The sequence below is a fragment of the Proteus sp. STS61-E genome, assembly GCF_040932335.1.
In the GTDB taxonomy this organism is placed as follows: Bacteria; Pseudomonadota; Gammaproteobacteria; order Enterobacterales; family Enterobacteriaceae; genus Proteus; species Proteus mirabilis_B.
In genome coordinates this window covers 218,402-240,161 of record NZ_JBFQGE010000001.1, presented here as the reverse complement: position 1 = coordinate 240,161, position 21,760 = coordinate 218,402, and the positions used below count along the sequence as shown (strand labels likewise).

Below are 21,760 nucleotides of genomic sequence, written 5' to 3'. Positions count from 1 at the left end.
ATTAAGCTCGTTTACACGTTGCGGTATAAGTGAAATCTGCATCATGTGAAGCAACTTTAAATTCAAGTTGTTCAATAATGTAATCACCATTTAGTGAGGTATTTAATTTGCTATCAAGGCGAAGCATTCCGCCTAGTTCAGAGGTACTATCGATAAGATAACTCACCGTTAAGCCACTCTCAGTGGCTTTGGGAATACCAATCATGCCTGAGTTCATATTCAAAATACGAAATCGGCTTTTTAATGCTTTATCATCATCTTTTACAAATAACGTATCATCATCAATAAAAGCTTTAACATTTCCCGACTCTTGTAAACGCTCTATTTGATGTAATGCAGAGCCGCAATAATACCAATTAGCAATATTCTTATCGGTCGCCTGAAAATCCAATTTCACACCACAATCATTGGCAATGGCTAACGCGATTTCACTCAATTTTTGAATAGCGCCACCACTAGAGGAAATAATTTTTCCAGAACAATGATGGCTGGTTTTTGCAGATAACGTTACGGTAACATCCGGAGGAGAGTCTATTTCTGCACTGACAATATCGCCAATAAAAAGTGAGAATAGCCCAGAGTTAATTCGACCAACTTCTAAATAAAGTCGTCGGACTTGCTTATTTTTATTATAAGGACTTGTTTCCGTCAGCAAATAATCTCTTGTCTCGGTATTAAGCCCTGTAATAGCGATTTTACATTCGTTTTGTAATGGATTTGCATATTTCTTTCCTCCTGCTGATATACGCAATCCTTCATACCATTGAAGCCTTTCACCGACCTCAATCCCCACCCTTATTCGCCGAAGATCCATCTTCATCACTCCAATACACTAATGATTGTGTTTTTGTAAATTCCTCATACCACGGTAAAGCATCATTTTCTGTTAGAAAGATTAAATTAATTCCTTGGTTTAAATAGCGATAAGGAATAATAGGTGTATTAGCAACTAAGCGAATACCCGTAATAAGGACTTCACCATCTCGCTCAATATCACAAAACATTGTTTGATTAGCGACTTTTAGCGTAAATGTCCAATCAACACCGCCTATTTCGACAGAAAACCGCTGATTAGGAATAGCTTGTAATGGAATAATCTGCATTTTATCTATCTCCTATTTTTCTTTTTTTCCTGCTTGTGTTGATTTTTTACTTTTGACATTTCCACGATTAACTGTTGAGGTTTGCTTTGGTTTTTTGGTTGATTTAGAGGATTTTTTATTATATTCGGGTTCTATTGTTTTCCATTCTGTAAATTTAAGTTTTAATTCGATGGCATTCACTTTTTGGGGATCTTCATCGTGAGTCAAACTTTCTAACAACATGGGTTGATAGGTTTTAACTCTGGTTTGAATTCCCACTAATGTGTGTTCATCATAAAGCTGCTTTATAATAGAATAACGATCCGCAATATCACCCGTTAATAGTAACTCGACCCCTATACTGATAGGATTAATAATGACGTGATCGCCACGATTTTCGCCATTCTCGACCGCAAATTTAATAACTTGATGACTATCCGTAATTGAAACCTTCATCGGATTAACGCTATCAAATAGCGTTGCGAATGACTCTAAATCAAAGATCCTAACTTCAGTTATCATAATTAACTCTTTAATCCGCTAGAGTGTTGCTGTGAAATTTCTTTAGCATTTTTATCATACAATACTTCACCTAAAGCTTTCGCAACAGCTGGGCCATCGGTGGCTTGTGTTTCAATTCTGATTTCACCAACTTGAACATTATTTTCATGTTTGATGCTTGATTGGTTACTGATCATTTGGCTGGTTATTGGGTTTAAACTATTTGCCGAAGACAGTGTTAATCCGTTATTTAATGCATTTACATCTAGTGCTGGATTGTAATACCGTGTTGCTGGTTTTGGCTGTGGTATGGTGTAATTGAGACTACCTTCATCAGATAATTGTCGCTCTACTTTTTGAACAACAGTGACCTCTTTTTCAGCATCGTCCATTCCCAAAAAGCTTTTTGCTGATTGCCAAATTCCTTTTATAGAGTCAATACCTTCATTAACCCAACCTAATATTTTCTCTATATATTCCCACATCCAACTAAATACACTAACCACTGCATCAGAGACAAAAATAAAGACACTAATTATTGATTGCCCCCACTCGATAATATTATTAATGCCCGCATTAAGCGCTATAACGAATTGATTAAATGCGTCAGATATATAATTCCAAGCAGCAATAAATTGTTCAGCAAGAACCTTTGAAGCAATCTTTAAAGATTGAACAAAAACTTGCCATGCTTCCCATACCACCATTATTGCATCTTTAAGCGCGGGGTATTGATCCAAAATACTGCCTATCATTGAATCATTACCATTAATAAAATTCATAATATCGTCATAGACGAGTTTAAATGCCGTCGCTAAGAGACCAATAACAGCTGCAATAGCTAATATAGGAAGCGCAGTTGCAAGTGTAGCAACTGCCGCAGACACCATCGCGGGCAGATAATAAATAGCAACAGCGCTACCAATAGCTGAGAAAAAACCGATAACAAAATCTTTATTCTCAATACAGAAATTAACTAATTTATCAAACCACGTTATTCCTTTTGCAAGAACAGGAATGATTATCTCCAAAAAGTTATTTTTTAATTGCGCAGCCAATTGATCAAATTTATTCATTACTGCATTAAGTTGAATAGAACTTTCGATACTTTCATCATTAATGCCGGAGAACTGTTTTTGCACCCCCATTGTGCGTTCTAATTCTTCCCGACCTTTCATCATTAATTCAATGGTTTTTTCGTCCACAACACCCAATTTCTCCAGCTCTTTTTGGGCTCCTTCAAAGCTCATTTCTTTGACTTTGTCTGCGGTTTTTAATAGTTGTTCAATAGGATCTTCTGTATCAGTAAATGCATTTGCCATTGCAGTTAAATCGGCTTGAGCAGCTTCTTTTGTACCCCCCATTTCAGCCATAGCACCAGAAAAAGCATCGATATCGATAGCCGCGATACCTATTTTTTTACTCAGTTTATCTAATGACTCTATTTCTTTGGCGCGATCTAATGAAGCAGAGAAAACCTTTTGCAAAGCCCCCGTAATATCCTTAACACCTATGGCATTAAGAATATAATCCTTCATTTTCTCTACAGTTTTTTGATAGCTTTTACCTGTTTCATCAACGCTGTCGCCTAATCGACGTTGAGCCTTCGCTTCTTTAACTGCGGCATCAATACCTTGAGTTTGCATTGTGCCAATAAAAGTATCGTAATCGGCACCTAATTGCTTAATGAGCGCATCGATAGCAATTTTACTTTCTTTATTTTTCTTCTCGGCTTCAGTTAAAGATCCCAATTCATTATTCAGTGAGAATAGTTGATCCTCCATTGCATCATATTCAGCATTGAGACTTGCTAAAATATGGGCTTCAGCCGCGCCATTGTTATTAACCAATCCTCTTTGGTAATCTAATACCGACATAGAATTTTTTAGCAAGTCAATACTTTGTGTTACTGAATTAATTTTATCTTGAGTTTCACTAATATTAAGATCAATATTTATTGGTTCATCAAGTGATAAGCCCAACATACCCACTAAGATTTCTTGCAAGAATTTATCAAACTCTTGCGTCCCCATTAGTGCGCTTTTAACAATACTTTGAATTGAATTTTCAACGATTACAGAAGCACTTGTAATTTCATCACTATTAAATGAAATACTTATGTCATGATCTTCGGGTAACTCACCAAGATTGAGATGAATTTCTTGAACAAAATTATAAAAACTAGTGATACCGCCTGAAACACCCTGCTCAATATTTTTCATCTCAACAAGGATTTCATCTGCCGATTTTCTGATATTTGCTAATGCGCTATCAGATACTTCAGCCTCCAACATCAGTACCTGAGAAAATACCTGTAATAGAGACATTATCTCTCCTTTGACGCCGCAAGCGCCTCGTTATAACGATTAGTAATCGCGATCTCCCACAGATCAAAGGCTTCTTCTAGATCTATAGTTGTTTTGAGTTCTGTGAAGGAGGCGAAACCCGCGGAGATGATGACTGCAAAGAAGCCATCAGCGTTTTTATAATCGACGGGAGAGAACCGCTGAACTTGCCTAGAAGGTATTGTAGGAAATTTTGGCTCCCGTCTTTGCCGAAAAAACTGGTGTTATACTTCAGCATTTCGAGTTCAAGACGGATCAAAGCTTCCCCATCGGGTACATGATTATCAATTAATGTGCTGGTTTTTAGATAAATTTCTTGCCCTTCTTTTTCGACTACTACATAAGCCATCATTTTTAACATGGCTTCTTTGCTAACTTCATAATCACCAATTTTGGGTGCATTTGATAAAGGGTATTTAGCAAGAATTTCTCGTCCAATCGTTGCAGGCAATCGGCTAATAATAAAAGTGTGCTCTTCACGATCACTATCAATAACAGTGATCTCTTTGGGTTTAATTAACATAATTAAATTCCATAAAAAAGGCGACCGAAGTCGCCATTAGATGAATAAGAATAACGCTAAAAATTAACGAGCTCTGACACGATCAAAGTCTTGGAAAATGAAGGTGTATTGCTTAGATTTAAGACGAGCATTGTTTGATATTGAATTACCACGGCTACCATTAGTAATTCGGCCATTACGAGCAGTGGTAATAGAACCATCACCATAAGAAGCCACTAGTGTAATAATATCGCTTGCATGACGACGTCCTCGTCTTGCTGTATTTGCATCAAGTAAAATAGCCAAGTTTTCATCTTCTTCGCTTCCTGCTAATACGTTGATTGTCACAGTTTGAGGTGTAGGTGCCGACCAACTCACTAAATTACCATTAATATCTACTGCGGTTGCTGTAATATCGACAGCTGGTAAATCTAATGGATCACCCTCATCCGAAAATGTGGTAATAGGAATACCTGCAGGAAATGTGTTGCTTGCCTGAATAATTAAACTCAAACCTGTTGCTGAAATATCGTTCATTGTTTGTTCCTTAAACTAAATTGTGTGAGCCTTCAACTTTACGAACCCAATCGCCTTTACCGTAAATTAATACATATTTCATAGTGTATTCTGGTAAATTTGAAGGACCTGTTTCTTCAACGATTTCAGCGTTGTACCAATAACCTTTGTTTTGTACATCGTGCCACGCTAAATCATCACCAGCTGCATCCGTAATTGCGATTTTTTGTACTTCAGTCAGCTTTTTGCTGGTAAGAATAGTGCCATTGTTTAATGCTTTCGTAACAGCGCCGGCAATAACCATCATAGCTCTTGCTTCACCATCTTTATTAGCTGGAATACCGCGGGTGGAAAGTAATAAGCTTAACCATTGCTGTGCGATATAGGCTTTTAGCCATTGCTCATTACTATGAACACTCATATCTAATGGATTAGAAGCATTTCCACATAAAAATCCACGTTGATAGAAACTAATATCAGTGCCAGTAACAGCCGTTTCGCCATAATAGTTAATGCGTAATTTATCTAATCGATCAGCCGCAATATCTGTTTTAACTTGAGATGGGAAAGTGATACCAAATTGGCGATACATATAGTTAGTGGTCGCGTTTGTGCGATCAAAATCTGTTGCCGCCATAATTGCCATAGGTAGAGCTTGAACAAAAAAGCCATCATCTATTTTTAAATTTAAGCCCGTTGATGCGGTACCGATTAATGCTTTACTGTAAATTTCGGCTTGTTTATCTGGAACTGACAAATAGAGCTGATATTTTACATTTTCGCCTGCAATGTACTCTGCTAGTTCAACGCTTTGCTCGACCGTAAGCTCGGTCAAGAATGTCACACTACCAAATGAATCAGAAATGGCTTCGGCAGCAATAAATGCTTGAAGAGCCGTTTGTGCCACATTCCCTTCAGATGCTTCACCATCACTTAACCCCATAGCATCGGCTAAAGGTGAATGTTCCATAGTGATCTTCGCTTTTTCTTGTACACCGCCACTCATCAAGAAAGCACCATCAAGTGCATTAAAAGTGACATAACAATTTGCAAATTGAGGTTCACTTTCAGCATTTAATTTAGCTTGGATCAGAGAGGCAACATCAGCGTAAGACTCTGCATCTTTTAGAGAAATATCAGTAATATTTTTAGAGATATCACCGATAGTTAAAGTAAATGCTCCCTCTTCAATCAGCTTTAATTTATCAAGAGTTGCTGCTGGCGTACCAAACAATGTCGGTGCCCGACCTACAGGTTCAAAAGAAGCAATTTGTAGCTCTTTAGGTTTACTAATAGGCGCAGGGCTAACATAACTAAAATATTGGCGAGCAAATTTCGCTTCTGGTGATCCTGCACCAAGCAACTCATCCACTTGCCCACTGGCAAACTCAAGTACTTTACCTGCTGGAATTTTAGGGTCTGTTGAGAAAATACGGGCTGTAAGTTTGCGCATAGGTGCAGCTGACGCACCAACAACCGCGCTCGCAATATCAATATAGCGAGTTTGTTTAATAGACATATTTATCCTTAAATACGAAATAGATTAGAAATAAGTAAATTTGTTGCAGCAGTGTCTAAAGATAACGTACTGGAAAAAGTGATATTAAAATCAAATGAAGGATTATGCTCATAGCTATTTCCAGCATTCATTATCGGCGCTCGTCTAATTTCACTCGCCCGTTGTATCCCTATTCCCACTTTTCTCATTGATTCAACAAAAGACAACGAATTAATAATCATTCGAGTCATTCTAACTAAATCACCTGCTGTTAAATTTGGATGTTGTTTTATAAAACCTTGAACCTGAAACGTTAATTCAATCAGTTGTTGTTCTTTATGGTTTGCATTATTACCTTGAACATTGTAATTCCTTTTTTGCCAACCTTGGCCAACCTCCTTTATAGGAAAAAACATAATAATATTACTATCTTGTCTTTTCTCTGGCTGAAAACCAGCAACAACCTCAACATTAATATTTGCTGATTTAAATTGTTTTAATAGTTGTTCACGAATGGCAATATTAATATCATTATCTTTCATTTCACCTCCTTAATATAACTCTCCTTTTCTTTAAAAACATTTAATTAATTTTGTTTTATAAATAATTTTATTGATTATAAATTAATTAAAGGGATTTTTAATTAATACACTCTTGGCGAATATAATCTTGTAACCCTAAAATTATCTGTTCTGATTGCGCAATTCGTTCTCTGAGTATCCAATAATTTCGGATAGCGGTGTCAGTAGGTCTGGCGGTGTTTGCATCAACCAAGCTGGTGGTGGAAGTGGCTGAGGCTTTAGGACACTCTGCTTTGATATACACCCGCTCAGGAGCACGCTCACTAATATCACGCAACTGATCAATTTCTTTTTTTGCATGAACAAGTTCCTGTAAATGACGATTATCAAGTTGATTAAGCCGATTTATTCTTGATCGATAATCTTTATTCTCTGCAATCTGCTGAATAAGAGATTGATTAATATTATCGTATTCCTGTTGCAACGATTTGTTTTTATCAATTAACCAAAGCAATCCTATCCCTAAGCATAAAATCGCTATTACCATTATTTTTGATAAATAATTCATAGTAACAACCAAGCATCTTCAAACACTTTTTCTGAATAAGGTTGATAGCCAAGTTCAATATTAACAATCGCGACTGCCAAGGGAATAATGACATTTTTTAATTGTGTATTAATTGGGTTATCGGCATCAATACCAATCTCTTTTGATGCTCGACTAATATAGCCTATTGTATTATTTTCGTTAGGTGGAGCATAACGGTTAATAATCATTTTAATAGTATTTAAACCATATTTTTTCTGGTAAGTTTGTAATAATTTGTAGATAGCTCGTATTCCATATTCAGATGAAATAAATTGGCAAAAGTCTTTATCTGTTTGCTCAACGGATAATCCCTGCCATTTCGAACCATGCCGAATATTACCAGGGTTATTATTACGCTCACCTCGTGCTATTTTAGCCATTTTTAACTCCTGCTCTTCCTTTAAGGAGTTTACTCACGGAATCTACTCCGACATAGCCGATAAACACGCTGGCTAAGTAAGCAAACTCATGATTAATATTAAATAGAATTAGAATATCTTTAATAAACCAAGCAAACATTGCACACATCAGCCCATCTATAGAGGTTTTTTTCCATCCTCCGCCGTTATATAAACCTCGAAGAATAGCCATTCCTCCAGCTAGAGAGGCTGATATTCCTTGCTCTTTCATTGAAGAAAGAACGATAAATATCTGTTCCCATAGATCTGGATTTTCTTTCATTGTTTCTCATGGCTTACCTCCAATAGGAGGAACTGTAATAAATAATATGCTCATCTACAGCACTTAAATTTAAGTACTGTTTTAACATGAGTATGTTTGTGTTTTATTTATCTAATTAGATAAATGGCGGATATAAAAAAAGACCACATTGTGGCCTTCAATTAAAAATAAAATTTAACAGATATCGTTAATTATCTTAGTTAAGAAAATTGAGATACAAAAAAACCCCACCGAAGTGAGGCTCTTTATATTCTGCTGTGAGGTCTTTAGATACAAATCTCTCACTGTGGGGATATAGTATGCTTTTTTTTCCTAAAGGTCAACAACTAGTTTCATCCATTTATCATAAATAATAAAATCACAATATTAATCTATAACATTTCAAATAAAAGAACTTATTATATATTATCACTCATTTCATTTATTCTAATATTATATTTAGACTCTTCAGGCATTTGCACTCTAACAGATATAAATCGACCTTTAGGAATATCAATAGGGTCACCATCGTTATATCCATTAATATTATTTTTAGCAAAATGAGGGCCATTTAAATGTGTTCGATGATATGTTTTTATATAGATAGAGCCATCCGCATTAATCTTAGAATCGATCCAAATTAAAGGTTGTTTATTGACATCCAGTGGAATTTCAATACCGCCATCAACTCCCCCCCAACCTGCATCAGCATTAAAGCCCAATACACCTTCAATAAGATATTTACCTTCTGATACTCGAGTAACCGTAACGCCTTCTGATTCATCGTTAGTTGTGAATGAACCGTCAGAGCTGATGTCGATAATTGGAGAGGCTTTTTTGTAGAAGCCGTTAGAGTCTGGTTTAGCATTACCAAGATGAAGAACCTCATAAGTCCCCACCCAATTATTATTCTCTTTGTATGTGTATAATAGTTTTTTATTCCGACCAAATAACCCCATTTGATATGATTCTGGTTGTGTTGCATGAGCTGAGATAATACCCATGTAAACAGTGCTCGGTATGTCGCTGTCAATATTTGTGGATGTATAGAATCCATTATTTTGAAAATCATTTTTTGATGATTTAACACCATCACTGCGCACATTCATTAACTCAGACCAAAAAGTCCAATTATTAACATTTCGCATTCTATACGCTAGATTTTTAGAGGATGCTTGAATTTGAAATACCTGACCAGTTCCATCAGTACCACCTCCCCGAGCGGATGATATTAATGGCCCAAAAGGATTGTAGAAATTAGCACTACTACCACCCCCTGACGCCCAAAATCCATTAGTGTCTAAGTTATTTGCATTGGTATTTTCGGCCTGAGCGGTTCCTGTTATTGCATTTAATCCAATACCATAATCACCAGCACTCAATAACTTTATCCAATCGACCCACTCGTTAGTTGATGTTCGCCTGTATGCAACACCCTCTGGAGTAATCTGCAACTGGACATTATTGCCTATATTCCCGCCGCCACGAACCATACTGAATAATGGATAATAATTATTCCAATAGTTGGTTCCATTACTACCCGGTGGTGTAGCTACACCTGTGAATTTTATATCATTTGCATTAGGGGTATGCTTATCTCCCGTGATATTTGAGCGACCCAATCCAAAATCACCAATATGAATAGTTTTTTCATCGTCCGCTTTTTTACTAATATCGCTCTGCATCTTTTTAATGCTATCGAGAGTAACAACCTCACCGTTTGGCATTTCAATTTTTGTCTGTCCTGATTCAGACATCCATTTATCCATTGCTTGAAGAAAATAAACAATATAACTATTAATAGCGACCATTGTTCTTGCTGCATCACTATTATTGCCTGATTCAGTAATATGAATTGAGAATATTGTGTTAGTTGCTGTTGCTAATGCAGGTTGTGCTAATACTAATTCAGTATCGGAATTAACAGATTTAATCAGATAGGGAACATTAGTATTTCCTATCTTAACCAAGATAATCATACCTGAATTAATTACAGGGTTATTATTTTTAAATTTAGTGCCAGTGCCTTTAACAATAGCAGACCCTGACACAATAGAGACAGCGCCTGTTGTATATATCATAAAACCTCAATATTTTTTGTTTCTATCAAATGAATAACGTTTTGTATTTGCCATGGCTACATTAATAATATAATCATTAATGCCAATACCATCACCTTCTATAACAATTTCAGCCTGTTTCGTTCCTGCGGGAACAATTACTGAATCATTTCGACTAATATGTGTTCTTTCTTCCCTATAAGAATCATCATAGTATTCAAAATAATCAAGCTCTTTACCATTAACTGTCGTTTTATATATAGATAATGAATCAGAATACGTTTCACAGGGTCCTGGAGCTATCTGTGTATAAAAAACGACATCATATGGAAGGTCTAATTTATAAATAATTTTATCAGTAAATTTTAGAACATTAGGATCTCTTTTCCCTGGTCTAATAACATTATAAATATCACCTATAATATTTTCAGCATATAGGCGGCCCTTAACTTCGCAATTATTTCCGATAACAACATTCTGTAAGGTTCCTGATGTAGCATTAATATTTCCTTTAATAGAAATATTCTGAAATTCAGCATATCCATCTTTATTAACTATCCACCCAGATACACCTTTTTTATAATTACTTGATTGGATAATATTTCCAATTTTAGCATTACTAATTGAGCCATTTTCTATATATGTATCTTTAATAAATACTTGACCATTTTTTGCATACATAAAGGCTTCCATTTTTCCATTACTTGGATTATAGAAGGCAAAATTATTTGCATTATAGCCAATATAAGACTCTAGTTTACCATTCTTAAATTCAGCACTAATGACTTGACCTGCGGCATTATACTTAACTCCATCTTTAACGATTGTTATATTAATTGAATGAGTGGCAAACCCATTACTTTTTTGATCAAACTGAGCCTGCATTTTTTGGTTAATAAGGCCAGATTGATTTTTAAATTGGGCTTGGACTTGCTCTTCTGATTTTGCCATCGCTTGATTAGTTTTACTAATAGCCTCTTTATTAATCACGACATCTGCACGAATACGACCAATATCTTTATTGCTTTCATTAACTTTACCAGCTAAATCTGTTAATTTTTTATTGGCTTCACCTAAATTTTTATTAGTATTGCTAATATTTTGATTTGCTATACCTATATTTTTAGTTACTTCGCCGATATTTTTATTCGCAATATTAAGATTATTATTTGTCGTATTAAGATTGGTATTAGTCGTATTTAATTTAGTATTTGTAGCATTAAGATTACTATTAGTACTATCAATACGGCTATTTGTTGAGGTACTTTCTGTTTTTAATTCAGTTCGTAATTCACTCGATTGCTTAGCAAAAACTTTATCTAGCTCAGTAATAGAGGTTTTAACTTCTTTAATAACGGAAGTATTTTTACCTATGGAAGAATATATTTCAGTTACTGATTGAGCCCATGCTTGACTATCTGTGGCTCTTGCATTCCATAGCTCTTTTATTCCGGCTTTATTTTCTCCATCACGTGTTAATAAATCTTTAGACAATGAAGAATTTGCATTACTTAATATCAATGCAGTTTCTGCATTCCATTCGACCGATTTACTAAGCTCTTTCCCTGCTTCAGCCGTCATAAATTGGTCACTCAATTCTTCAACTATTGCCTGTGTATTATCTTCAGCCTGTCCTTTAGCTTCAACAAAGTGCGATTTTCCATACTCGTTAATACTACGAACATAAAACCAATAGTCTCGCCCTGCTTTGAGTTGTCCTTTAGTCCAAAATTTGGCTCTACCTAAAAATTCAGCTAGTGTTTCAATATCATTAATATTATTAATGCGTTTTTCACCTGCAAACCAAAACTCAAATTCTGTATTTAAAGTGTGAGGGGAGTTAATATGTGGGATCACTTTTATTTCAAAAAAACCTGGCTCAGTACGTATAAGCGAAGGTGCAGCAGGTGCTCCTATTACCATAATAACTTTGGTTTCATCACCTAACATGCCATTGGCATCTTTTGCTCGAACTCCAACGCTATACTCACCAGCAGTAAGCCCATTAAAATAATATTCTAAATCTGCGGTGTTCTTTGTACTTACAAATTTATTATTACGATATAAATTAATATCAAATGTAATATTACGGTTTACGGTCGCAGTGATCCACGTTGCTCTTGCTTGAACTTGAGTACTATCCTCAATATAAGAAATAGAAAGTCTTTCTACTTTTGGTAAACGGATCGTATTGATAGTAGATGGGTTACCCGTAAAATCAGCACCCTCATCAACGACTTTTTCTTTTTGAGGCTCATGTTCAATACAGGTATAGTGATAATTACCTTCTGTCTCCTCAGAAATATTAATAACCCGAAATAGCTGAGTTGTTAAAGTATTTTTTGAAATAGAGAAAACACCGAAATTTTGTATTCCAATAGGTTTCTCTTTTAAGGTAACAATATCTTTTTGAATATTTTCAATTTCAATTTTTGCCGATTTTCCACTAATAGAAAGATAAGAAAAGAGTCCTTTATCTTCTTTATTCCATAAAATAGGGGCATCAATTTTTATTGTAAAACCATCAAATGAAAGAACTCGTCCCCCCACTTTTTCACCAGCAAATGTATCATCAGCAACTTCAATTATATCCCCGGGAGTACAACTAATCCCTTCCCTCGCCGTAGTAAAATTAACAGTTTCAGTTTCTAATCGTTCGGTTTCTAAAATCCATTTACCCACACGATGAGCTTGCCCACGGCTTGTACAACCGAAAGCGGTGACTTTCTTAACATTTAAACTGCCAAACCTTTCAACTAACCCATCATGTTGAATAAATTCTCGCTCTTCTTCCCAACCGTTCTCAGGATTAACCCAAGAAATTTCAATTGCGTTATGTCTAGCACTCTTCGCTGTTGATGAATAATTAAATTTACCATCAATGACGTTCGAGTTTGTATAAGTCCAAACAGGATCAGAGGTTCTATCTTGTAAACAAGTAAGTTGCTGTCCATCCCATAATGGCATCCCTCTAAAGACTGAAGATAAGTCATCAAGTACTTCTTTAGCTTTACGTTGAGATGTAATGTATGCATTAAAGGTAAAGCGAGGCTCTTTACCACCAAAACCATCCGGTACAAGCTCATCGCAATAACGAGCAATTGCATATAATGCAAATTTATCGACACCAAATTGACCGATTAGAGAGCCAATTCCATAGCGCTCATTAGTGACTAAATCATAAAAAATCCAAGCGGGGTTATCAGTCCAAGCGGGTTTAAATTTACCTGTCCATATTCCATTATAATTACGTGTATTAGGATCATAATTATCAGGAACTTGAATAATCATACCTTTAATATGATAAGTTCTATTTGGCATCTCACCATATTGAGAACTGTCTATTTTCATACCAACAATTGCAGAATTTGGGTATGAAAACTTAGCATCCGTTATCTCTGTATAACTCGCCCACAAAGTGTCATTTCTTAATAGATCACTTTTACTATCTTCTGTTATACGAGAAACTCTAATTTGAAACGGTTTTTTTGTCGGTGCATTAATGATATGAGACTCAAGATATTGGCCACTGATTTTACCTGGTCCAATAGTAACTCGTTTTTCATTAACCCAACCTGAACCATCATTGACTTCAATTAGCATATCCACAGATGTATTTTCTTGGTTGCCTTTTGAATCTTGTTTGGTTAAAGATGAAACACCTAACGTTAATCTAACTCGATCCGTTTCTTTATCAGAAATAACTCGCAATATAGGTGTTTCTTGTTTTACACCGACATTGACCGACACTTCTTTTTCCACAAAAGAAAAACCTTCCAGTGGCTCTTGTGATTGAGTTCCTGATTTCCACTGAATATCAACGCCATGTATATTAGTATTACCTTTATTATCTACCACTGGCGTTTCATTAAGTAGAAAACCTTGCATCCCACCAACAGGACCTTCAATCGGCCCCTCTGAAACAAGATCTATGATATTGAGTATTTGTTTATTTTTTAAGTTGTCGTCCACCAATCTTGGTGTACTTCCCGAACCGCCACCTTTTCCCATTTACACAACCTCCATACCTTGAGAAATTACGTTAGAACCAATAACCATTTCTCCATAGCAAATAGGAACCGGATGACCCTGTCCCATTCGATTCGACAATGAATTAAAATATTTATTACTTTCTGATGAGCTACTTCCATAACTTGGTGCCGGAGGTGTTTTGGTCAGTAATCCAGCTAAACCTGAAGCTGCAACACCTATACCAGCAGCGAAAAGAGCAGTCGATGTTAATGTGCCTAAAAAAGCCCCAGGGACAAGAATTGATGCACCTATTAATGCACCTCCTGCAATTATTCCTAACCAACTTCCTGATTTAGCACCACCAATTACAGGAACAATAGTAATACAATCGCCAGATTTCAAAGGTGTGTTAAGGCCGCCAACAATACTTTGCTCAGTCATATCGTTACCTGCAATTCGAACTCTAAACTGCCCTAAGTTGATTTCTTTTTTTAAGCCTTCAATTTGATAATAAAGGCAACGTAATGCCTCACCTGCCGTATTTACTTCAAGTTCAAATTTACGTCCAAATCGGCGTAAATAGCCTGCAAACTGTAATTTGACCATTGTTCATGTCTCCATATACTGTGAGTGTATTTAAGCCAATAACCACTATATGTATCTCTCTTGCTCAATCTGTCTGGTCGATGATGTAATATTTCTTGGTTACCAATATAAAGTGCAGCATGACAAGGCTTTGATGTACCTAAACAAATTAGGATCACATCTCCTTCTTGAATATCATCAACCTGATAAAAACCTTGGTTTTGTATATTGTCTAAATACAAGTTTTGATTTGAATACCACCATTCATCATCACGTTTAAAATCAGCTAACGATATATTTGCCAAGTGATAGCTATCTCGGATAATTGAATAGCAATCTTGGAAACCATGACTGAATGTGCGACCTAAAAGTGGTGGGATAGGATTAAATTTATAAAGTTTGTTATTACAGGCTAACCACCAAGGTAAACCTGTTTTTAACTGAAATTTTCTATCACCCGAACTAAGGAAAGGTTGATAACTGGGATGACTATGCACGATGGCAATAATGTCGGCATAACATTCAGCCGTGATCCAATCATCAGGATTAATTTCAAAATAGTGAGCCGGCATTGGATGGATATTACGACAAGGAAAATAGCGATCTCCTGAAACTACGCCACATGATTCCCTCACTCCTTCCGCTTTCGCGTGAGCGATAATTTCTTTTTCGATATTAATCATGATTAACCCAGCTTATTGGCTCCTAAAAAACCACCAAATGGCATAGGTAAAGGGCGGGGATAACGTAATAAACAACCACTGAATTTTTTAGAGCAACGATCTTTCGTGAGATCAGAAGTGGCTTGATCTTTCTCATTGGCAATAGCGGGACCATCATATCCGCAATCATAACCTCTATAGCGCCAAGGGCAGATATCGGCTTGAATAACTCTAGCTGGTATCAACGCATTATCTGTTTCTGTCGGTAAAGCAAGAATATAAGTCACAAAATCAGAATCTGCATTTTCACGCTGTTCTATTAAATATTTTTGAACAACTTCTCGACTAGGATCAGCTTGAGGATTTCCATTAGGATAGTTGACTGCATCAAGATATTGCTCAAGAACTTGTCTTCTTGTCACCACAGCGCCTAACGCATCATCATAACTTTTATTTATGCTATTTAATAAACCATCTAGATTTGCAAACGTCATTTTGGGTCTATCAGAAGCACCTTGGGCCGTCATATTAAATCCCGTAACCTGTACAGGATACGGCTCATAGCGCATTCCTTGCCATATTACTGGTTGCAAGACACCATTCATACCGTCATGAAAACGATATATATCTCCACCAAACTGGCTTAAATCAATTTCATATAATTCAAGCATGGCTTTTTGTTCTATGTTAGTAACATCGATTCTCATATTTGCTGGAATATCTCTCATGCAACCACCTCTTCAAATGTACAACTAATATTCCAAACAGTATTATTAGGAGTGGTTTGCCAACTTCGACAAACAAATCGGCGTTTTGTATTGTCATCACTGGTTAACCATAGAAAAGATCTTACAGCCCCTCTTTCTTGTAAAAATAGATCTATTTTCTTGCCGATTTCGGCAGTCTTTATAAAAGAGAGTTGATACGTTTTTAATTGATTATTGATCCCATCTTTAACTCTTTGCTCATAGCCATTACCAAATTTTGCAACTTTAACTTTGGGTTCATGACTCACTTGATAACCGAACTCGGGTCGCCATATAAATTCCATTTTTCTACTCCAATAAAAAAGCCACCTTTTGGTGGCTATTAATAACGAGGATTTCCTTGTAGTGCTCCGCCTCTCAGTTCAGTTTTGAGCACATCATAAACAGTGCCTTTTACCATCTGTGTTATTTGCGTGGCTTCTTGTTGAGTAATGCCATTAGGAGCATGTACATTAAAGTTAAATTGCATATTCCCAATGCCAAAACCACCACCAGTACCAGATTGTCTATTGCTAAGAACACGTCCATTATCGCCAGGTATCATATATTGGTTACCATTACTGGCTCTAAAAATTTCTGGTAAACCACCTTCACCTACTCGGTACATGCTATTAGCGTTTACAGGACCACCATTTTTACGTCCACCAGCAATCGCTATCATCATAGGAATAGCCGCAGCTAACGCGACCATTCCCCAAGTTGCCGCAGATCCCATCGTTGCAACACTTGTAGCAGCTGCTGCGGGCGCCATTGATGATGCAATGGAACTTCCTGTGGCTGCTGCACCAGCTACAGCTTTTGCATTTGAAGCTGTTTGAGTAGCATCACTAATGATCATATTTTTAACTTGTTGCATTCCCATTTGAACAAGCGCACTAATCGCCTGGTCAACAATAGTTAATGCGACATTTTGAAAGGCATCATTCAAAGTCATCGTACCGTCTAATAGGCCTTTAATAATCCCGGTTGATTGTTGCCCTAGTGCATTTATTCCATCAGCAAGAAATTGATGCCCTTCACTTTGATTTTTCCAAATTTCCCATTGAGCGCTAATTCTTGCTTGTTCATACTGTGTATTAGCTGCATTCATCAACTCTAAACCACGTTGATTAATTTGACCTTTTTCTGTTTCAAAAGCTTCTATCAACGCGAGCTTACGAGCATGTTCATTTTCAAGTTGTTGAACAGGATCAATTTGCCCTTGAAGATTATTTTGTGGAGTTACTGCGTTATCTACTCTTATTTTTGCGATTTTTTCTATGTATTCAGCTTCAATTTCAGCTTTTTTTCTTGCTGCGATTTTAGTGAGCGAGACATCATCTTGGCTCACTCTCTCAATATCAGCTAATTCCTTATCCCGAAGTGCTTTGGCTTTAGTATATAAATCTAAATCAAGTGCTAATTGTTCATCTGCATTTTTCTGCTCAAGTGCAAATATCTTAGTAACCGTTTCTTTAGCTTTTTTAATTTGTGAAGCTGTTGCACCACTGCCTAAAGCTTGAATGGCATCATATTGTGCCATTTCTAAAGAGCTTTCTTTATACCCTTTATTTAATCTCTCAAGTTGTGCTAATTGATTATTGAGCGCATCAGATGCTGTTTTTGCGGCTTGCTGTGCTGCTTCACTTGCTATTTTACGTTGCTTTTCATTTTCTTGTTCTGCATTTCTTTCCTCATAAAGAGCCTTTAATTTAGTTGCTTCACCATCAGTAATATTTCTATCTTCTAAATCAAATCCAATTTGAAGCTCCGTTTTTTTATCTTCAGTAGCTGCTTTAGCTAATTGAATTTCTCTATTAATTTGTTTTTCTAAATCTAGCCCTTCTTTTGTTCTTTCTACTTTTAATTGTTGTGCATTAAATTTACTTTTTGCTGCTGTTGCTGATTGAATTATATTAGTTAACTTTCCAAAAACAGAATTTTCGATATTTAAATTCTTCGCGCTATCAACACTAAGCTGTATTGCTTCTTGGGCTTTTTGATTATAAGTAGCTTGTGCTTCAGATAAGTATTGAATAATAGATTCAGATTCTTTTTTCTTAGTTGATAAATCACCCTCTAATTTAATTATTTCCTTCATAGTTTTGGCTTGAGTTTCATTTAAAAAATCACGATCAAAACTCAATTCTTTGGGTTGATTTTTATACATTGTTTTTAATCTACTAAGCTCTTTCATTTGTTCTTGAATTTCTTCATTTAATAGAGCTTGTTTATCTTTTGCTACCTCAATATCTCGTGCAATTTCTTGATAAGATAATTCTTTTAATTTTCCTTTTAAATTATCAAGACTACTCACAAAATCAGTGACTTCTTGTTTAGCTTGTTCAGATTTTTGGAAAAAATAGTATATAGCTGAAGCGGCTAACATTGCAACGCCAGTGGGACCTCCTAAAAATGCCATCACATTCTTAAGTGCGCCTATTGATAGAGAAGCTGCCTTTGCAGCTATTGCTGAGTTGTTGATTGCTGTTGATTGAATTTTTGTGGCTTCCGTATGAGCAATAGCCGCATTTGTAGCCAATGTTTTTGTTGCTGTTAAATTAGCTTGTGCTGTTGCCTCAGCATTAGTTCCTCTAGCTGCAGCCAATTCAGATTCTGCCTTTACAACAGCCGCTCTCGCTGCATCTAAATCAGCTTTTGTTTTCCGAACAGTCATGTTTGCAGTGTATTCTGCTGCTTTTGCTTCTTGAAGAGTCGCTAATGTAGCTTCTCGAGCTGAGATCATATTTTGTACTTTCGTTTTTGTTGCAAGTGCTATAGCCCCCACATAACGAGAACCAAAAACGACCGCGGCAATATTTAATATATTACTCATGGTTTCAATATGATCGCTAACCAAAACAACCGAATCACCAAATAAACGTATGCCTGCTTGTACTGTTGTATTTTCTCCTAAAAATTTAGTTAAGCTATTACCCGCGATTTGCATTGATTGGGTGACAGTTTGAGTTGATTCCTCAAATGCTTTACCAATATTATCACCTTGTAGCAGTAAGCCTTTAGCGAGTACATCACTGGTTAATTGACCTTCATTAGCCATGTTTCGTAATTCACTTGCTGATACACCCAATGATTTAGAAAGAGCAACAAGTAATTGGTTTCCTTGCTCTGTCATCACATTGAAACTATCGCTACTTAAAACACCAGATGCTAAGCTTTGAGAAAACTGTGCAATTGCACTTTCAGCACCTTGTGCGGAATTACCTGAAAGTAAAAAACCTTGGCTAATAATAGTTGTAAGTTGAGCTAACTCTTCAGCTGATAGATTATAACTTCGAGCCCCTTCTTCTAGTTTTGAATAAAGTGCTGCCGTTGAGCTTAAGCTAGAACGCGATCCTTGAGCTGCGTTATAGACTCTGTCTGTAACCTCAATTAATGACTCATTAACTCTCACTGACTGAGCAAGTTTATTATTTAGATCAACCCAAGCGTCTGAATAACTGGCTACCATTGATAAAGATAATTTATTACTAAGAGAACTTGCGACTTTTGATAATGAAAACATTGATTTTTCAGTATTATTAACAACTTTCGTTGTTTTATCAAAATGACTATTTAAACTTTTTAAATGCTGTTCAACTTGACGTTGCGAAGTAAGCATCTCTCGAACATCTAATTGTATTTTATAAGCAACACTATTTTGATTTGCCATTTGAGGATCTCCAAAAATAAAAAAACCGCTCAATGGCGGATATTAGTTAGATAATTTTCTTTTTCTGCTAACTAGTCGTCGCTTACCACTAGTCAACTCATCATTACGCTTATCATCTTCTTCCATGATGGCGTTATATTCTTCTTTAGTGAAACCTTTCTCATCTGGATATTTCGCTTTTAGCATCAACTGAAATTCAGTCATAGTTAATTGCTCTGCATCATAACGAGTCATACCAAAATGGGCTCTAGCGGCACTAATGTATTCAATAGAAAGAAAAGAATCAGAAAAATAATTTTGACTTTCATTGCGTTGTAACTGACGGATTTTTGCTTTTCCGATTACGCCATGTGTAAATAACTCTCGTGCGATCAATATGATATCTGAAATAGGCATTTTACCTTGTTTGTAAACAAGACCGCGTTTTCCAGGTTTCCATTCACCGATTATCTCATCACATTCATCGTTGCAACAAGATTGCATAACCAACATAGCAAGTTGAAGAATATTTCGGCCATAAGCTGGTTTATTAATCATTTTAAATAACCAGTCGGGTATTTTTGGGTAATTCATCGTGGCTTGACGAAGCAAATTTTGAATTTCGATACCATTTAATAATGCAAAAATATCAACAATCTGTTTAGGGTCGCCAATACGAGTCATATTGGCGAAAGATGGACGAAAAAAATAATCTTTTTTATCAGTAGAGATAACCATCTCACCAATTTCTAGCATGGGTGTCATAAAACCTCCTAAATATTATCAAGGGTACTCGAAAGTACCCTTTGTAATATTATTCAGTTACAGACACCGAACAACTTGCACTCTTAGCACTATCTTCGGATGTTACCGTAATTACTGCATTACCAGCAGCAATACCACGAACAGTAACGATGTCATCACTTTGAGAAACAGTTGCAATATTTGTTTTATCACTAACAACAGCATAATTACCGTTAGTAGCATTTGCTGGTACAAATTTCACAATAAATGTTTTTTCTTCGTGTGCTTTAACAGATAAAGTTGTTGGTTCTAGAACAATATTTTGTACAACAATTTCTTCTTGCAACCATTCAACAGTATCAGCATCATAAACTTTAAGCTCACCAGAATAGGTAGAAATCTCTTTCGTTGGAAACTCCATCGACCATGATGTAAATGCCATATAACCTTGAACTACATCAGAACCATCACCTTTCATATCAAGCTGTACCCAATATGCAGGTTGATTATTTGTTTTTACTTCATCTAGAATTTCCTTTGCAACATCAAAGGCCGATGTAGAACCTGTCACGCCTTTCTTTTTCAGTTCACCATCGAAACTAATAGTAAAGTCTGCACCTGTAACAATTGATTCAGTTAAACCTTTTGTATCATCAGCATTCGATGTTACTGTTTCCATACCAAAATCAAATGACTTACTTGTTAAAGCGCCTAGTCGTAAGAATTGACTTTGTTCTGGCACACGATTCGGGTGTCCTTTAGCAATACGTAAAATGCCAGCATTACCCATTACTAACCCTTTGTTATCAGTATTATTCGTCATATTTTAAAACCTCTATTTTTGAAATAAAAAAAGCCACTTAAGTGGCTTATATTTAATTTACGTTTAATTTTAATATCTTCAGTTGTAGCTCTAATTTATCAACAATTAACTGAAATGATTTTCATACAAAAACACACTTTCACAGGATTTATTTTAAATCCTATTTTAATAAAGGTATTTTATGTTTTATTTATCTAACATCATGAATATATGTTAGCTAGTGAAGAGCAGATACAAAAAAACCCCACCGAAGTGAGGCTCTTTATATTCTGCTGTGAGGTCTTTAGATACAAATCTCTCAC

At 36.0% G+C, this 21,760-nt stretch carries 20 protein-coding genes; all 20 read right to left on the bottom strand.

The window, feature by feature from the left end; all coding sequences use genetic code 11:
- Nucleotide 1 precedes the first annotated feature (1 nt).
- The 20 genes from AB4J89_RS01155 to AB4J89_RS01060 all read right to left on the bottom strand — a co-directional run bounded on the left by AB4J89_RS01155 (nucleotide 2) and on the right by AB4J89_RS01060 (nucleotide 21,458).
- On the bottom strand, nucleotides 2–814 hold the full coding sequence (locus AB4J89_RS01155; protein ID WP_088495167.1) for a hypothetical protein: 813 nt from the start codon (nucleotides 812–814) through the stop codon (nucleotides 2–4).
- Entirely contained in the window at nucleotides 783–1,103 is a 321-nt protein-coding gene (locus tag AB4J89_RS01150) for a hypothetical protein (protein WP_088495166.1), read from the bottom strand. The genes AB4J89_RS01155 and AB4J89_RS01150 overlap by 32 nt, the downstream gene beginning before the upstream one ends.
- A gap of 12 nt (nucleotides 1,104–1,115) precedes the next feature.
- Nucleotides 1,116–1,604 carry a phage baseplate protein gene (locus tag AB4J89_RS01145; protein ID WP_102949487.1) on the bottom strand — a complete coding sequence of 163 codons (489 nt, stop codon included), beginning with the start codon at nucleotides 1,602–1,604 and terminating at the stop codon, nucleotides 1,116–1,118.
- A 2-nt stretch (nucleotides 1,605–1,606) separates the two neighbouring features.
- A complete protein-coding gene (locus AB4J89_RS01140) occupies nucleotides 1,607–3,910 on the bottom strand; it encodes a hypothetical protein (protein ID WP_368467809.1) in 2,304 nt (767 codons plus the stop codon).
- 82 nt (nucleotides 3,911–3,992) lie between these two features.
- A complete protein-coding gene (locus AB4J89_RS01135; protein ID WP_088495163.1) occupies nucleotides 3,993–4,451 on the bottom strand; it encodes a hypothetical protein in 459 nt (152 codons plus the stop codon).
- A 63-nt stretch (nucleotides 4,452–4,514) separates the two neighbouring features.
- Nucleotides 4,515–4,967 carry a hypothetical protein gene (locus AB4J89_RS01130; protein ID WP_075674211.1) on the bottom strand — a complete coding sequence of 151 codons (453 nt, stop codon included), beginning with the start codon at nucleotides 4,965–4,967 and terminating at the stop codon, nucleotides 4,515–4,517.
- A gap of 10 nt (nucleotides 4,968–4,977) precedes the next feature.
- Nucleotides 4,978–6,465, bottom strand: coding sequence for a DUF3383 domain-containing protein (locus AB4J89_RS01125; protein WP_368467807.1), 1,488 nt, complete (start codon nucleotides 6,463–6,465; stop codon nucleotides 4,978–4,980).
- Between the two features lie 8 nt (nucleotides 6,466–6,473).
- On the bottom strand, nucleotides 6,474–6,986 hold the full coding sequence (locus AB4J89_RS01120) for a hypothetical protein (protein ID WP_088495160.1): 513 nt from the start codon (nucleotides 6,984–6,986) through the stop codon (nucleotides 6,474–6,476).
- Between the two features lie 97 nt (nucleotides 6,987–7,083).
- Nucleotides 7,084–7,533, bottom strand: coding sequence for a lysis protein (locus AB4J89_RS01115; protein ID WP_088495159.1), 450 nt, complete (start codon nucleotides 7,531–7,533; stop codon nucleotides 7,084–7,086).
- On the bottom strand, nucleotides 7,530–7,934 hold the full coding sequence (locus AB4J89_RS01110; protein WP_368467804.1) for a structural protein: 405 nt from the start codon (nucleotides 7,932–7,934) through the stop codon (nucleotides 7,530–7,532). Before AB4J89_RS01110 ends, AB4J89_RS01115 begins: the two co-directional genes overlap by 4 nt.
- Entirely contained in the window at nucleotides 7,927–8,235 is a 309-nt protein-coding gene (locus AB4J89_RS01105; RefSeq protein ID WP_088495157.1) for a phage holin, lambda family, read from the bottom strand. Before AB4J89_RS01105 ends, AB4J89_RS01110 begins: the two co-directional genes overlap by 8 nt.
- Nucleotides 8,236–8,633: 398 nt before the next feature.
- Nucleotides 8,634–10,265, bottom strand: a complete 1,632-nt coding sequence (locus tag AB4J89_RS01100; RefSeq protein WP_368467802.1) for a hypothetical protein — start codon at nucleotides 10,263–10,265, stop codon at nucleotides 8,634–8,636.
- 36 nt (nucleotides 10,266–10,301) lie between these two features.
- Nucleotides 10,302–14,285 carry a phage tail protein gene (locus AB4J89_RS01095; protein ID WP_088495156.1) on the bottom strand — a complete coding sequence of 1,328 codons (3,984 nt, stop codon included), beginning with the start codon at nucleotides 14,283–14,285 and terminating at the stop codon, nucleotides 10,302–10,304.
- On the bottom strand, nucleotides 14,286–14,852 hold the full coding sequence (locus AB4J89_RS01090; RefSeq protein WP_088495155.1) for a tail assembly protein: 567 nt from the start codon (nucleotides 14,850–14,852) through the stop codon (nucleotides 14,286–14,288).
- Nucleotides 14,789–15,514 carry a C40 family peptidase gene (locus AB4J89_RS01085; protein ID WP_368467800.1) on the bottom strand — a complete coding sequence of 242 codons (726 nt, stop codon included), beginning with the start codon at nucleotides 15,512–15,514 and terminating at the stop codon, nucleotides 14,789–14,791. The genes AB4J89_RS01090 and AB4J89_RS01085 overlap by 64 nt, the downstream gene beginning before the upstream one ends.
- A gap of 2 nt (nucleotides 15,515–15,516) precedes the next feature.
- Nucleotides 15,517–16,221 carry a phage minor tail protein L gene (locus AB4J89_RS01080; protein WP_088495154.1) on the bottom strand — a complete coding sequence of 235 codons (705 nt, stop codon included), beginning with the start codon at nucleotides 16,219–16,221 and terminating at the stop codon, nucleotides 15,517–15,519.
- Nucleotides 16,218–16,544 carry a phage tail protein gene (locus AB4J89_RS01075; RefSeq protein WP_088495153.1) on the bottom strand — a complete coding sequence of 109 codons (327 nt, stop codon included), beginning with the start codon at nucleotides 16,542–16,544 and terminating at the stop codon, nucleotides 16,218–16,220. The genes AB4J89_RS01080 and AB4J89_RS01075 overlap by 4 nt, the downstream gene beginning before the upstream one ends.
- Nucleotides 16,545–16,582: 38 nt before the next feature.
- Complete coding sequence (locus tag AB4J89_RS01070) at nucleotides 16,583–19,912, bottom strand: tape measure protein (RefSeq protein ID WP_368467797.1); 3,330 nt, start codon at nucleotides 19,910–19,912, stop codon at nucleotides 16,583–16,585.
- A gap of 42 nt (nucleotides 19,913–19,954) precedes the next feature.
- On the bottom strand, nucleotides 19,955–20,656 hold the full coding sequence (locus AB4J89_RS01065; RefSeq protein WP_088495152.1) for a DUF6246 family protein: 702 nt from the start codon (nucleotides 20,654–20,656) through the stop codon (nucleotides 19,955–19,957).
- Between the two features lie 49 nt (nucleotides 20,657–20,705).
- The gene (locus AB4J89_RS01060) at nucleotides 20,706–21,458 is read right to left on the bottom strand and encodes an Ig domain-containing protein (protein ID WP_368467795.1); all 753 of its coding nucleotides are present in this window, start codon (nucleotides 21,456–21,458) and stop codon (nucleotides 20,706–20,708) included.
- Nucleotides 21,459–21,760 lie beyond the last annotated feature (302 nt).

Excerpts from the sequence above, each read along its gene's own strand:
- AB4J89_RS01155 (WP_088495167.1), bottom strand. The coding sequence starts at position 814 with ATGGATCTTCGGCGAATAAGGGTGGGGATTGAGGTCGGTGAAAGGCTT.
- AB4J89_RS01150 (WP_088495166.1), bottom strand. The coding sequence starts at position 1,103 with ATGCAGATTATTCCATTACAAGCTATTCCTAATCAGCGGTTTTCTGTC.
- AB4J89_RS01145 (WP_102949487.1), bottom strand. The coding sequence starts at position 1,604 with ATGATAACTGAAGTTAGGATCTTTGATTTAGAGTCATTCGCAACGCTA.
- AB4J89_RS01140 (WP_368467809.1), bottom strand. The coding sequence starts at position 3,910 with ATGTCTCTATTACAGGTATTTTCTCAGGTACTGATGTTGGAGGCTGAA.
- AB4J89_RS01135 (WP_088495163.1), bottom strand. The coding sequence starts at position 4,451 with ATGTTAATTAAACCCAAAGAGATCACTGTTATTGATAGTGATCGTGAA.
- AB4J89_RS01130 (WP_075674211.1), bottom strand. The coding sequence starts at position 4,967 with ATGAACGATATTTCAGCAACAGGTTTGAGTTTAATTATTCAGGCAAGC.
- AB4J89_RS01125 (WP_368467807.1), bottom strand. The coding sequence starts at position 6,465 with ATGTCTATTAAACAAACTCGCTATATTGATATTGCGAGCGCGGTTGTT.
- AB4J89_RS01120 (WP_088495160.1), bottom strand. The coding sequence starts at position 6,986 with ATGAAAGATAATGATATTAATATTGCCATTCGTGAACAACTATTAAAA.
- AB4J89_RS01115 (WP_088495159.1), bottom strand. The coding sequence starts at position 7,533 with ATGAATTATTTATCAAAAATAATGGTAATAGCGATTTTATGCTTAGGG.
- AB4J89_RS01110 (WP_368467804.1), bottom strand. The coding sequence starts at position 7,934 with ATGGCTAAAATAGCACGAGGTGAGCGTAATAATAACCCTGGTAATATT.
- AB4J89_RS01105 (WP_088495157.1), bottom strand. The coding sequence starts at position 8,235 with ATGAAAGAAAATCCAGATCTATGGGAACAGATATTTATCGTTCTTTCT.
- AB4J89_RS01095 (WP_088495156.1), bottom strand. The coding sequence starts at position 14,285 with ATGGGAAAAGGTGGCGGTTCGGGAAGTACACCAAGATTGGTGGACGAC.
- AB4J89_RS01090 (WP_088495155.1), bottom strand. The coding sequence starts at position 14,852 with ATGGTCAAATTACAGTTTGCAGGCTATTTACGCCGATTTGGACGTAAA.
- AB4J89_RS01085 (WP_368467800.1), bottom strand. The coding sequence starts at position 15,514 with ATGATTAATATCGAAAAAGAAATTATCGCTCACGCGAAAGCGGAAGGA.
- AB4J89_RS01080 (WP_088495154.1), bottom strand. The coding sequence starts at position 16,221 with ATGAGAGATATTCCAGCAAATATGAGAATCGATGTTACTAACATAGAA.
- AB4J89_RS01075 (WP_088495153.1), bottom strand. The coding sequence starts at position 16,544 with ATGGAATTTATATGGCGACCCGAGTTCGGTTATCAAGTGAGTCATGAA.
- AB4J89_RS01070 (WP_368467797.1), bottom strand. The coding sequence starts at position 19,912 with ATGGCAAATCAAAATAGTGTTGCTTATAAAATACAATTAGATGTTCGA.
- AB4J89_RS01065 (WP_088495152.1), bottom strand. The coding sequence starts at position 20,656 with ATGACACCCATGCTAGAAATTGGTGAGATGGTTATCTCTACTGATAAA.
- AB4J89_RS01060 (WP_368467795.1), bottom strand. The coding sequence starts at position 21,458 with ATGACGAATAATACTGATAACAAAGGGTTAGTAATGGGTAATGCTGGC.